The 12,078-nt window shown below is 68.9% G+C and carries 10 protein-coding genes and 1 pseudogene; 3 read left to right on the top strand and 8 right to left on the bottom strand.

Translation table 11 applies throughout. The features are described 5' to 3' along the window. From DA1_RS22155 to DA1_RS22130, 6 genes and pseudogenes are all read right to left on the bottom strand, one after another. A pseudogene (locus tag DA1_RS22155) lies at nt 1-473 on the bottom strand (TOMM precursor leader peptide-binding protein); the annotation flags it as partial. Then, nucleotides 466-1,332: a class I SAM-dependent methyltransferase gene (locus tag DA1_RS22150; RefSeq protein ID WP_230590884.1), complete on the bottom strand. Its 867-nt coding sequence runs from the start codon at nt 1,330-1,332 to the stop codon at nt 466-468. The gene DA1_RS22150 and the pseudogene DA1_RS22155, both read right to left, overlap by 8 nt. Further along, nucleotides 1,307-2,092 carry a BMA_0021/BMA_0022 family TOMM bacteriocin gene (locus DA1_RS22145; protein WP_034394953.1) on the bottom strand — a complete coding sequence of 262 codons (786 nt, stop codon included), beginning with the start codon at nt 2,090-2,092 and terminating at the stop codon, nt 1,307-1,309. The genes DA1_RS22150 and DA1_RS22145 overlap by 26 nt, the downstream gene beginning before the upstream one ends. A gap of 17 nt (nt 2,093-2,109) precedes the next feature. Then, entirely contained in the window at nt 2,110-6,198 is a 4,089-nt protein-coding gene (locus tag DA1_RS22140; protein ID WP_034394951.1) for a TOMM system kinase/cyclase fusion protein, read from the bottom strand. Nucleotides 6,199-6,363: 165 nt separating this feature from the next. Beyond that, nucleotides 6,364-6,711: a low molecular weight protein tyrosine phosphatase family protein gene (locus tag DA1_RS22135; protein ID WP_034394948.1), complete on the bottom strand. Its 348-nt coding sequence runs from the start codon at nt 6,709-6,711 to the stop codon at nt 6,364-6,366. Nucleotides 6,712-6,748: 37 nt separating this feature from the next. Then, complete coding sequence (locus tag DA1_RS22130; RefSeq protein ID WP_034394946.1) at nt 6,749-7,288, bottom strand: DUF6886 family protein; 540 nt, start codon at nt 7,286-7,288, stop codon at nt 6,749-6,751. 110 nt (nt 7,289-7,398) lie between these two features. Here DA1_RS22130 and DA1_RS22125 point away from each other — a divergent pair, with 110 nt between their 5' ends. Both DA1_RS22125 and DA1_RS22120 read left to right on the top strand, forming a co-directional pair. Next, nucleotides 7,399-7,803, top strand: a complete 405-nt coding sequence (locus tag DA1_RS22125; protein WP_034394943.1) for a GFA family protein — start codon at nt 7,399-7,401, stop codon at nt 7,801-7,803. An 11-nt stretch (nt 7,804-7,814) separates the two neighbouring features. After that, entirely contained in the window at nt 7,815-8,957 is a 1,143-nt protein-coding gene (locus DA1_RS22120; protein ID WP_034394941.1) for a DSD1 family PLP-dependent enzyme, read from the top strand. A gap of 75 nt (nt 8,958-9,032) precedes the next feature. On the opposite strand, the gene DA1_RS22115 is transcribed toward DA1_RS22120, so the two are convergent. Next, nucleotides 9,033-10,040 (bottom strand): Bug family tripartite tricarboxylate transporter substrate binding protein, encoded by a 1,008-nt coding sequence (locus DA1_RS22115; RefSeq protein ID WP_013801912.1) that lies wholly within the window; start codon nt 10,038-10,040, stop codon nt 9,033-9,035. 204 nt (nt 10,041-10,244) lie between these two features. Between DA1_RS22115 and DA1_RS22110 the strand changes: the two genes are divergently transcribed. After that, complete coding sequence (locus tag DA1_RS22110; RefSeq protein ID WP_012206163.1) at nt 10,245-11,144, top strand: LysR family transcriptional regulator; 900 nt, start codon at nt 10,245-10,247, stop codon at nt 11,142-11,144. A 40-nt stretch (nt 11,145-11,184) separates the two neighbouring features. Here DA1_RS22110 and DA1_RS22105 read toward each other — a convergent pair whose 3' ends face one another. Continuing rightward, the gene (locus DA1_RS22105; RefSeq protein ID WP_012206162.1) at nt 11,185-11,967 is read right to left on the bottom strand and encodes an IclR family transcriptional regulator domain-containing protein; all 783 of its coding nucleotides are present in this window, start codon (nt 11,965-11,967) and stop codon (nt 11,185-11,187) included. Nucleotides 11,968-12,078: the final 111 nt, after the last annotated feature.

Here is a 12,078-nt window from a genome sequence, read left to right as displayed (position 1 = left end):
GGGGCGGGGGCGGGGGTGGGGGCGGGGGCGGGTGCCTGCGTGGCCACGGCCCCGGCAACGGCCGCAGCCCAGCGGCAGGCAGCTGTGCTGTCCAGCGCTGCAGTCAGCATGACGATGTCGATCTGCTCCGATGCCTGCAGGCGCACGGGCGGGGCCGAGAAATCCGGTTGCAGATAACCGTGGCCGTTCAAGTCGCTGTGCAGCACCGGCTGGACCAGGCCCTGGCGCAGCAGGGCGCCCAGGGCGTGCAGCATCTGTGCAAGCGGCGCATCGGGCGCTGCGGCGCAGTGCTGCATGAGGCTGGTGCCGGCCTGCAGCGGGGCGTTCAGCGCCAGCACGGCGGCAGAGCCCAGGGCCAGGGTGTCGCGTTCGCTGGCCAGCAAGAGGCGGTCGCCCTGCTGCACGGGCGGCAGGAATTTCTCGTGCCAGCGAAAGGCGTGGACGAACAGGTCCGGGGCCGTGGGCTCAGGCAAGAGGCTGTGCTCCGAGTTCAAGGCGGACGACGGCATAGGGGTGCTGGCCGGTGGTGGCGTGGAAGGCGGTCTCGAACAGCTGGTGCTGCTGCGAGAAGCGGGCATACAGGTGCTCTTGCAGGCTGATGCGGATGGCGGGGTGGATGCGCTCTATCTGCGCGCCGTCCGCAAAGCCGGAGACGACGGGCAGGCGCATTCCGCCCACCTGCATGGGCAGCCGCGCAAGGGCCGGGTGCACATGGTCGAGTACGACGGTGCACGGCGGGCTGCCGGGCGCGGCAAAGCGCTGGGCCAGCTGCTGCAGCATGGCCTCCAGCGCAGCCTGGGGAAGATAGGGGCAGACGCCTTCCAGCAGCACCAGAACGGGCTGGTTGCCGGGCAGGGCGGCGGTGTCCAGCCAGGAGGTGTCGAGGATGGAGCAGGCGAGGTTGGCTTCAGGGCCTGCAATGTATTGCGCGCGCAGGGCGATGGCGTCTGGCAGGTCCACGTTCAGCCAGCGTGCGGTGCCGGCCTCGGGTGCCAGGCGGTTGCGCCGCGTGCACAGTCCTGCACCCAGCGCAATGCACAGGCCGGACGGATGGGTGGTCAGAAATTCGGTGGTGAGCCGGTCGAACAGCTGCGAGCGCAGCACCACGCTGCGTACAAAGGCGGGGTCGGCCGCATGGGCCTCGCTGGCCTGGGGCAGGGCGGCGGCAATGCGGCGCGCCTCGGGGTCGGAAAAAGGCGGCAGGTCCGGCAGTTCCGTGGAAGCTGCCGGACCTGCCGCCCGGGCACGTGCCGCCAGCGTCAGCAGCAAGGTGGCCGTGGCCCCTTGCAGCTGCGCCGGTGCCGTATCAGCAGGTGAAGGGGTAGGCGTCACCGGTGTTGTTGTAGGAGGTGAGGGCGATGGCCCACAGGTCCTGCTCGGCGGGTGCCACCGGGTAGTTCAGCACGATGCCGTTCTTGATGGCCGTGCCGTCTGCGCGCTGCAGGTTCCATTCGCCGCGTGCCGCATCCCAGGTGAAGGCCTGCTCGGTCTCGAAACGCACCTGGAAGTTGAACGGGTTGTTGTAGCCCAGCCATTGGCTCAGCACGGGGGCCTTGTCCTTGCCATCGTCACGCGTCAGCTCTGCATGGAACTCGGGCGACTGCCAGGCCAGGGCGATGGCGCGCAGCACCACGCCGCCAAAGGCCAGCAGCGAGTCCGGGCCGCCGCCGGGGATGCCCAGGCCCGTGGGCAGGGCGGCCCTGAGCGTGCCGTTGCTCGGTTCCTCGAACGAGGTGCTGATGCCCATGAAGTTGGGGAACAGCTGGTAGTAGGCGGCCAGCGCCTCGGAGGCATGGGTCTGGGGCGCCTGGGGCAGGACGATGACGAATTCATCGTCAGGACCGATCCAGCCGGCCGTGAGCACGGGCTTCCATTCGGCTCGCTGGGTGGGGTCGTCGCTCAGGCGCAGCGACACATCGACCTGGGGCCACTGGGTCGGCAGGCTGAAGTCGCGGTGCAGCATGGGCTGGATGTCGCGCTGCCCCAGCAGATCACGGCGGTAGGCGTCATCCTGCCAGGAGCGGGCGATGGCCCGCAGATAGGCAAGGCGGAATGCGAGCAACGGTTCAGTATTCTGCAGCTGGGTGGTCATGTGACTTCATCCTCGGTTCAAGAAAAATGCACCTGGCCGGGCAGGGGCCCGGACAGGTGCACGGACAGTTCAGGCCGCAATGCGGCCAGCTCACTCAGGCGCGCGGCCACGTCCGGCCTGGCGGGTGCCAGGGCCTGCGACAGGGCCAGCGCCTCGGTTTCGGTGCGGTACTTGCCGGCGGTGCGCGCAGTCCCTGCCGCCTGGGCCAGGCTGTCCTGCACGGCTGCGTGGTTGGCGCCCATGGCCAGCAGGAAGCGGGCCTTCTTCAGGTGCAGCTCGCTGCTGTGCAGCCGCTCGTCCAGCACGTCGGCCAGGCGCAGGCACTCGTCGATCTTGTCCAGGGCCTCGGCCCAGCGCCCGCTGGCCGCCAGCATTTCGGCGACGAAGGAGCGGTAGTAGGTCTGGCAGTAGCGGCAGCCCATGTCCCAGAGCAGCTGCGCCGTGCCGCTGGCGCGTTCAATGCCCTCGGCGCTGGCGCTGCCTGCGCTGTCACCCAGCGCCCAGCAGCGGATGATGTCCGCATAGCCCGAGAACGCGGGCAGGCCGTAGCGGGCCGTGATGTCCAGCAGCTCGCCCGTGGTGGCCAAGGCGCTTTCCTTGTCGCCACGCGCCTGGTGGACCAGGGCCTGGTAGAGCAGGGCCATGCTCAGGGAGGGGATGTGCGAGACCTCGTGCGCCAGGCGCACGGCGTCGTTCGCATCGGCCAGCGCGGCCTGGTCGAAGCCGGCGAACCAGCGCACCAGGGCGCGCCCGCAGGTGGCCCAGACGCGCGTGTCGAAGCCGAACTCGGCCGCATGGTGGGCATGGGCCACGGGGTCGTAGCGAGTGATGGCGTCGGTCAGCGCTTCTTCGGCCTGCTCGAATCGGCCGTCGGAGTAGTGGGCCAGGCCCAGGTAGGTCTGCGCGGCCACCAGTACGCCCGTGTCCTGCTGGCGCACGGCCTGCTCCAGCAGGCGGTGGCTGAGCTGGCGCACTTCCTCGCGGTTACTGGCCACGTGGTGGTAGGTGATCAGCATCCACAGGTGCTGCACCTGCTTGTAGTCGGCCACCGCATTGGCGCCGGGGCCGGCCAGCAACTCCTGCGACAGCGCGATGCTTTCCACCACCTGGGCATGGGCCCAGCCGTGCTTGTTCATCAGCGCCTGGGTCACGTAGCTGTTGACGTCCAGCCGCGCCTCGCGCTGGGCCACGCCCTGGAGCTGGTGCAGCCAGTCGTCGATGTGGCGCGCGTAGGCAATGGTTTCATCGTTGAGCGAGCGCAGCTGCGTGATGCGCAACTGCCGTACCGCAAGCGCCACGGCCTGGGCATGGTCGCCCGCGTCTGCCCAGTGCTGGGCCACGCCTGCGGGTTCTGCGGCAACGCGCTGGGGCTGGTGCTGCATCAGGGCCAGGGCCACGTCGCGGTGCAGCAGCCGGCGCTGCGATGCCAGCATGCATTCGTAGGCCGTGTCGCGGATCAGCGCGTGGCGGAACATGAAGGCGCCGGCGCCCGCACGTTCATCGGCAATGACCAGGCCGGCCTGGCCCAGTTGCGCCAGTTCCTGTTCGACCTCACCTTGCGGGCGTTCCACGCAGGCGCACAGCAGGCCGAAGTCGAAGTGCCGGCCCATGGTGGCGGCCAGTTGCAGCAGCGGCTTGAGAGGGCCGATGCGGTCAAAGCGGCTGACCAGCGAGTCGCGCAGGGTCAGCGGAATGGCGGCCGGCAGCCCGGCATGGCGAAAGTCCCAGACGCCGTCCTGCTCCACCAGGTGGGCGTCCAGCAGCATGCGCGCCATTTCCTGGATGAACAGCGGCACGCCGTCGGTGCGCTCCACCACGTGGCGGATCACGGCGGGGCTGAGTCTGCGCGGCGCCAGCGTCTGGCGGGCCAGCTCGGTGGCCTGCGCGTCTTCCAGGCGCCGCACGTCCACGCACTCGGCCTGCAGGCCTTCGGGCGGCTGCCACTGCGGCCGCGCCGTCAGCACCAGCAGCACGCGCCGCCCGGGCAGGCGCGCTACCAGTTGCTCCAGCAGTTCGATGCTGGTGGGGTCGGCCCAGTGCACGTCTTCGACGACCAGCAGCAAGGGCTCGGCTTCGGACATGTGCAGCAGCCATTGCGCGGTGGACTGCAGCAGCAGCGCCCTTTGCATGACGGCCGAGATGCGGCTGGGCTCGCAGTCGCCCAGGGGCAGCGAGAGCCAGGCGCACAGAATGGGCAGGGCGGCCTCGGCATCGCAGCCTGCGGCGCGCAGGGCTTCGCGCATCTGCTCGCGGTGGTCCTGCGGGGGATCGGCCGCCTCCAGCCGCTGCCGTATCAGGCCCAGGAAAGGGGTCAGCGCGGTGTTGCGGTGCTCGGGCTGGCATTGCAGCACCACGGTGTTCGCGCCCTGTGTCCTGGCGTGGACGAGCAGCATGTCGGCCAGGCAGGATTTGCCGATGCCCGGCTCGCCGCGAATCCACAGCGCATTGCCCCCGGCTTCGCGGGCCCGCGCCCATGCGTCGTTCAGGCGCTGCAGTTCGGGTTCGCGGCCTATGCACTGCAAGGCCGCATCGGACACAGGCCCTGGCAGTGGCTCGGCCGGCTGCTCCAGCTCCAGGCGATAGGTCTGCATGCCCGTGGGCTGGCCGGGCAGGCGCAGGCTGCCGGCTTTCTCGAAGCGCGCATGGCGGGCCAGCAGGCGATGGCTGCTTTCGCTGGCCAGCAGGGTGCCCGCATCGGCGATGGCCTCCAGCCGCATGGCCACGTTGACGGCATGGCCCGAGGGTGCTTCGCCGCCGACCACCACGGCCATGCCGGTGTGCAGGCCCATGCGGATTCCGAGGTGCAGTCCGTGGACCTGCTCGATGGCGGCCGCGCGGCTGCGGCTGAGCGTCAGCAGCTCCTGCGCCGTCATGCCGGCCTGGCGGGCATCGGTGTCGCTGGTGTGCGGGTAGCCGAAGAGCACCAGCATGCGGTCGCCCAGCGTGCCCGCCAGCATGCCTCCGCGCCGGGTGGCAACGTCGGAGAACAGCGTGAGTTCCTCGCGCTGCAGCAGTTCGATGTCTTCGATGTTCAGCCCCTGCGAGGGCTGGCCTGCGGTGCGTGCCGCGCTGTCCATGCCGTGGATGTCGCTGCCCGGCCACAGGGAGACGCTGCAGCACAGCACGGTGAGCTGGCGCACTTCGGAGAACACGCGTGTGGTGGCCACGGTGCGTGTCAGGTCCGCCTGCTGCACCTGGGCGGCGGCGGGCAACTGGCCCACCAGATCGTCCAGCCGCACGCGCATGAGGTCCCTGAGCAGGGCCGCCGCCGAGTCGCTGCGCTCCGCAGGCCGCTTCTTGAGCGCCTTGCGCAGCAAGGTGGCGATGGGGTGGGTGGAGATGGCGGGCGGCAGCTGCACTTCCTGCGGGCTGAGCTGGCGGTGCACGATCTCGGCCACCGAGGCGCCCTGCACGGCGGGCGTGCCCGTCAGGCATTCGAGGAACATCAGCCCCCAGGCATACAGGTCGGTGCGGGCGCTGGGCGGCTCGCCGCGCAGCTGCTCGGGCGCGCTGTAGGCCGGCGTGCCCAGGCACTCGTCGCCCATGGTGAGCTGCGAGACCTGCGGGCCGGCAAACTGGGGAATGACGGTGCCGATGCCGAAGTCCAGCACCATGGCGTGACGCACGGCGCCCGTGGAGGTGACCATCACGTTGTCGGGCTTGAGGTCGCGGTGCACGATACCGGCGGCATGCGCGCAGTCCAGCGCATCGAGCACCTCGGCCATGAGGCGGCCGGCCTCGGCGGCAGTCAGCACGCCCTGGCGGCGGATCAGGCTTTTGAGGGTCTCGCCGGGCACATACTCGAAGACGCCGTAGACACAGTCGCCTTGCTCGCCCTTGTCCAGCAACTGGACGATGTGCGGATGGTGCAGGGACGCGCACAGCATGGTCTCGCGGTGGAAGCGCTCCACCTGGCGGCCGCCTTCCTGCAGCCTGACGACCTTGATGGCCACCGATGCACCCGTGCGCCGGTGGCGCGCGCGGTAGACGGTGCCGTAGCCACCCGATCCCAAGGTTTCCAGCAGTTCGTAATCGGGTATTTCCAGGGGGGCTGGCGCCACCGGGGTCACCGCAGCTTGCGTGGGGTTGGTGATGGCATCGTGCATTTCAGCCTCGGTTGGGGGTCCTCCTGGAGGGTATCCAGTCGTCCATTTGTCATACGGCAGACCGTGCTTTTGATACCGTTCGTTACTATAGCGTACGTCCGAATGCAATTGACTGTTTTTGCCTACGTGCTTGCCTATGGTTGCCGTCGCCGTGGCGTCCGGCGCTCAGTCCAGTTGCAGCAGTGCGCTGACGGCGGTCTGCAGCATGTCCACCAGCTCGGGGTCCATGTAGCGGTACTCGTCAGGGATATCGAGCACATGCACGCGCTTTTGCGCCAGCAGCCGGCCGAAATCGGCCTTGAGGCGGGACTGGTGCCTTTCCTCCATCACGAGAATCACGTCGGCCCAGGCCACATCGTCGGCCGACACGCGGTGGCGGGCGCCCGCACTGGTGCCGCCCGAGCGCACCTGCAAGGCAGGGTGCCTGCGCCAGACCTGCTCTGCCGTGGGGCTGCGCCACTGGTTGCGGCTGCAGACGAAGAGGACCTTGAGGCGGTTGTCATTGCGGGGCATGTTGGAAAGAGGCGTTGGTCTTTGAATGCAAGTGCGCTCAGGCCCAGCTGGCCGCATTGCGCAGCCGTATGCCGCTGGCATGCAGCGAGCTGTCCCAGACGCCGCGCAGCGGCTGCAGCGAATCGACGATGCGCAGCTCGGTGCCGCATTCCGCTAGCGCTTGCGGCAGATCGACCAGCAGGTCCCGGCGCAGGGGCTGCACGGCCTGCCGGCTCACGTACATGCCGGCGTCCTCCAGACTTTCAAACGTATCGGCTGGCAGCTCGTACCGGTGTATCCGGGCCGCTTGCAGGCGCGCGGCCCAGGCGGTCTCCACATAGGCCACGGCCAGCGCTGCGGCGGGCAGGGCGTTCAGCCATTGGGCCCTGTCTTCGCGGGTGCTGTGCTCGTGCGGCCATATGACGATGCGCGGGCATTCGCGCGGAAACAGGTACAGCCGCTGATGCGTATGGGCGATGGCCCACACCAGGGGGCCGTTGAGCCATTCCTGTCCCTGGCGGCGGGGTGCCGCCTTCAGGACCGGGCGGGGCTGGAATTGCCGGATATCTCCGTCTTCGCTGAAGTGAAAAAGCTGCATGGCGCGCAGTGTAGGGCGCCGCGGTTTGCAGGCGCTGCGCCATCGCCTATGATGCGCGGCACCTGTGAATAATCACAGCTACTTGCAACCCACGGAAAGGTCCACGCACCATGAACGGTCACTGTCTTTGCGGCGCAGTCAGCTTTGTCTCTCCCCAGGCCCGGGAAATCGGGGCCTGCCACTGTGGGTACTGCCGGCGCTGGGGCGGCGGCCCCATGCTGGCGGTGCATTGCGGGCCCGATGTGAAGTTCGAGGGCGGCGAGCACATCGGCACCTATGCATCCTCCGAATGGGCCGAGCGCGCCTTCTGCAAGCAGTGCGGCACGCACCTGTACTACCGGCTGCACGCCACGGGCGAGTACTTTGTGCCGGCCGGCGCCTTCGAGTCGCAGGACTTCGAGCTGGCCACGCAGATCTACATCGACAAGAAGCCCGGCTACTACGACTTCGCCAACCAGACGCCGACCATGACCGAGGCCGAGGTCATCGCCCAATACGCGCCCCCGCAGGAATGAGGCACAGCCCCATGCCCCTGCACGATGACTCCAGCGGCCTGGCAATGGAGCCTGCCGCACGGCCCGGCGATCCGCTCGACCGGGTCGATACACCCAGCCTGGCGCTGGACCTGACCGTCTTCGACGCCAACCTGCGCACCATGCAGGACTGGGCCGACCGCCACGGCGTGGCGCTGCGCCCGCATGCCAAGGCGCACAAGTGCCCGCAGATCGCGCTGCGCCAGCTGGCGCTGGGCGCGCGCGGCATCTGCTGCCAGAAGGTGAGCGAGGCCGTGCCCTTTGTGGCGGCCGGCGTGCGCGACATCCTGATCAGCAACGAGGTCGTGGGACCCGCCAAGCACGCGCTGCTGGCCCGGCTGGCGCGCAGTGCGCGCATGGCGGTGTGCGTGGACAACGCGGCCAACCTGGTGCAGTTGTCCGGGGCCATGTCGCAGGCGGGCGTGGAGATCGACGTGCTGGTGGAAGTGGACGTGGGCCAGGGCCGCTGCGGCGTCACGGGCCCCGAGGCCGTGCTGGCCCTGGCGCGGCAGGCGCATGACCTGCCGGGCGTGAATTTCGCAGGCCTACAGGCCTACCACGGCGCGGTGCAGCACCGGCGCAGCCGCGAAGAGCGTGCGCAGGTCTGCCGGGAGGCGGCGCGCCAGGCGGCGGCATGCGCGCAACTGCTGCGCGACAACGGCATGGCCTGCCACACCATCACGGGCGGCGGCACGGGCAGCGTGGAGTTCGACGCGGCCAGCGGCGTCTACACCGAGTTGCAGCCGGGCTCCTATGCCTTCATGGATGGCGACTACGGCGCCAACGAGTGGGACGGGGCGCTGGCCTTTCGCAGCAGCCTGTTCCTGCTGTCCACGGTGATGAGCACGCCCGCGCCGGACCGCGTCATCCTGGACGTGGGCCTGAAGTCCACCTCGGCCGAATGCGGGCCGCCTGCCATGTACGGCACGCCGGGCCTGCGCTGCGTGGCCATCAACGACGAGCACAGCGTGGTGCGCGTGGAGCCGGGCGCCCAGGCGCCCGCCCTGGGCAGCGTGCTGCAGCTTCTGCCCTCGCACGTGGACCCGACATTCAACCTGCACGACGAGCTGGTGGTGTTGCACGACGGCGTGGTGCACGCGCTGTGGCCGATTGCGGCGCGCGGGCTGTCGCGCTGAAGACGGCATGAAAAAAGCCGCCGGCCTTGCGGCACGGCGGCTTTTTTGCGTCTGCGGCCTGCTGTGGCCTGTGGCTTACAGCTCGATCTTGGCGCGGCGGATCACGTCGCCAAAGCGCTTGTTCTCTTCGACGATGAAGGCCTTGAACTCCTCGGGCGTGGGGAAGTAGTTCTCGTAGCCGAAGGTCTGGAACTTGGGCTGGATGTCGGGTTCGCGCAGGACTTTCATGGTGTCCTGGCGGATCTTCTCGACCACGGCGGGCGGCGTGGACTTGGAGACGGCAAAGGCATTCCAGCCGGTGACCACGGCGTCGGCCGGGCCGCCGGACTCGGCCACGGTGGGCACGTCTTCATAGCCCTTGAGGCGATGGGGTGCCAGCACGGCCAGGAAGCGCAGCTTGCCCGAACGCATCAGCGGGCCGGCCGTGCCCGAGGAGCCCAAGGCAAAGGCCAGCTCGCCCGTGGCCACGCTGGTGTACAGCTGGCTGGTTTCTTTGTAGATGACGTGTTCCATCTTGGTGCCCGTCAGCGACTCCAGCAGGGCCGAGCCCAGGTGCACCGGGTTGCCCACGGACCACGAGCCGTAGTTCAGCTTGCCGGGGCGCGCCTTGGCGTCGGCAATCAGGTCGGCCACGGTTTTGTAGGGGCTGTTGACCGGCACGCAGACGAAGAAGAAGGTGCGAAACAGCGGCAGGACGACCTCGAAGTCCTTGTCGATGTTGTAGGGCAGCTTCTTGAACAGATGGGGATAGGCGGCCAGGTGGACGTTGTCCAGCTGGATGATGTCCGTGCCGTCGGTGGCGCCGCGCTTGAAGGCCTCGATGGCGATGAAGCCGTTGCCGCCGGGGCGGTTTTCCACGATGACGGGCTGGTTCCACAGGCGCGCCAGCTTGTCGGCCACCAGGCGCGAAGTGCCGTCCGGCCCGCCGCCCACGGGGAACGGATTGATGATGCGCACCTGCTTGGTGGGCCAGTTGGCGGCGGCACCCGACTGGGCACGCGCGGGCGCCAGCGCGCCCAGGGCCAGGGCGCCAAGGGCGAGGCCCGCCTGGCGGCGATTGATGCTGAAGGCGCTGTCTTTCATGGTTTGTCTCCGAGTCGCTGTTGGGCTTGCTGGGTGGCTTGGCCCTATGCCGGGAATGCACGGGCCGCTCTTGTTTTTTACGCTCTCTTGCGGGAGCGGCTGGATGATCCAGTCGCCGCATTGTGTCAGTTCGCCGCAAAGCACCTAGCCATCGCCGCCGCTAGCAGCTATAGCAAAATGGCATAAGTGAGGAGACGATAGAACATGAATTTGCAGCAGATAGAGACCTTTGTGCATGTGGCCGAGACCGGCAGCTTCAGCAAGGCGGCCGTGCTGCTGGAGACGGCCCAGCCCGCACTGAGCCGCCAGGTGCGGGCGCTGGAGACCGAGCTGCGCGAAACCCTGCTGATCCGCACCGGCCGCGGCGTGACGCTGACCGACGCGGGCCGCCGCCTGCTGGAGCACGGCCACGCCATCATGCAGCGTGTGGCGCTGGCCAAGGAGGATCTGGGCAGCCAGCGCGACGAGCCCGTGGGCCGCATCGTGGTGGGCCTGCCGCCCAGCCTGGCGCGGCGCCTGACGCTGCCGCTGATCGACCTGTTCAGCAAGGACATGCCCAAGGCCCGCCTGGCCGTGGTCGAGGGCTTTTCCATGAACATCGCCGAATGGCTGACCTCGGGCCGCATGGACCTGGGCCTGGTCTATACGCCCGAGCCGCATCCGCACATCGAGGTCACGCCCGTGCTGGAAGAGCGCCTGTGCCTGATCGGCCCGGCGCGCACCCTGGGCGGGCGCAGCGGCGTGCGCTTTGACGAGCTGTCGCAGTTTCCGTTGATCATGCCGCAGCACGGCCAGATCTTCCGCAAGCTGATGGAAGCGCAGGCCACGCTGTCCCAGGTCAAGCTCAACGTGGTCTGGGAAGTGTCCAGCGTGCCGGCCATCCTGGACCTGGTGCGCGGCGGCTACGGCTACGCCGCGCTGACCGACAGCGCCATGCGCAGCCACCTGACCGATGCCGAGCTGGTGGGCATTCCCATCGAGTCGCCCCATGTGGTGAGCACGCTGTGCCTGGCGCAGTCGGCCAAGAAAAAGGCCACGCCGCTGATCCGCAAGACCTCGCTGGCCCTGCGCGAACTGAGCCGGCTGGTGTGCGCGCCGCTCTGAGCGGTTGCAGCGACCGCGGCAGGTCGCAGGTCAGCAGGCCTCAGAGCAGCGGCCGCAGCTCCCGCGCCGCCTCCTGCAGCAGCGGCAGCAGCTCGGCCGCCATGTCGGCGGGCGCCATGCGCTGGGGCGAGGTCACGATGTTGAGCGCGGCCACCGTGCGGCCCTCCATGTTGCGCAACGGCACGGCCAGGGCCTGCACGGCCAGCTCATGCTCTTCCAGGGCCAGGCAGAAGTCCTGTCGGCGCACTTCGTCCAGCACGCCTTCCAGCGCGGCGCTGTCGGTGACCGTGTGGGCGGTCAGGCGCCGCAGATCGTGCGATGCCAGCCATTGCCTGAGCTCGGCCGCAGGCAGGGCGGCCAGCAGCACACGGCCCGTGGAGGTGGCATGGGCGGGCAGGCGGCTGCCCAGGTGCAGCCCGTGGGCCATGAGGCGCTGGCCGCGCTCGTGCAGGGCGCTGCGCGCGACGATGACCACCTCGTGGCCATCGCGCACCACGCAGGAAAACGACAACTGGGTCTGCGCCGCCAGCCGGTAGAGCACGGGCTGGACGATGCGCGGCAGCCGCGCCGAGGCCAGGTAGCTGCCCGACAGCCGCAGCACCTTGGGCGCCAGCCAGAAATGGCTGCCGTCCGTCTCCAGATAACCCAGGTGCGTCAAGGTCAGCAGATGGCGGCGCGCGGCCGTGCGCGTGATGCCAGAGCGCTCGGCCGCCATGGTGGCGTTCAGGCGCTGGCGCTCGGTGTCGAAGCTCTCCAGCACGGCCAGGCCCTTGGCCAGTCCGGCGATGAAGTCATCCGGGTCGATGGGAAAAGGCTGGTTCATGGGCGGGGAGGGCGGGCATGCAGGTAGTGCGCGATTGTCGCGCAGATTGCGCGATCACCGCGCAACGCGTGCTGCAGCCCCTCGTCTTTGCGCTGCCTCAAAACTAATCTT

Origin of the sequence: Delftia acidovorans NBRC 14950 (genome assembly GCF_001598795.1) — a bacterium.
Taxonomy (GTDB): Bacteria; Pseudomonadota; Gammaproteobacteria; order Burkholderiales; family Burkholderiaceae_C; genus Comamonas; species Comamonas acidovorans.
Note: the sequence above shows the minus strand (reverse complement) of the source record. Positions and strands in the feature narration are given on the sequence as shown.

Coding starts and splice junctions, on each gene's coding strand:
- DA1_RS22105 (WP_012206162.1), bottom strand. CDS start 11,967: ATGAACCAGCCTTTTCCCATCGACCCGGATGACTTCATCGCCGGACTG.
- DA1_RS22115 (WP_013801912.1), bottom strand. CDS start 10,040: ATGAAAGACAGCGCCTTCAGCATCAATCGCCGCCAGGCGGGCCTCGCC.
- DA1_RS22140 (WP_034394951.1), bottom strand. CDS start 6,198: ATGCACGATGCCATCACCAACCCCACGCAAGCTGCGGTGACCCCGGTG.
- DA1_RS22120 (WP_034394941.1), top strand. CDS start 7,815: ATGCCCCTGCACGATGACTCCAGCGGCCTGGCAATGGAGCCTGCCGCA.
- DA1_RS22145 (WP_034394953.1), bottom strand. CDS start 2,092: ATGACCACCCAGCTGCAGAATACTGAACCGTTGCTCGCATTCCGCCTT.
- DA1_RS22125 (WP_034394943.1), top strand. CDS start 7,399: ATGAACGGTCACTGTCTTTGCGGCGCAGTCAGCTTTGTCTCTCCCCAG.
- DA1_RS22110 (WP_012206163.1), top strand. CDS start 10,245: ATGAATTTGCAGCAGATAGAGACCTTTGTGCATGTGGCCGAGACCGGC.
- DA1_RS22130 (WP_034394946.1), bottom strand. CDS start 7,288: ATGCAGCTTTTTCACTTCAGCGAAGACGGAGATATCCGGCAATTCCAG.
- DA1_RS22135 (WP_034394948.1), bottom strand. CDS start 6,711: ATGCCCCGCAATGACAACCGCCTCAAGGTCCTCTTCGTCTGCAGCCGC.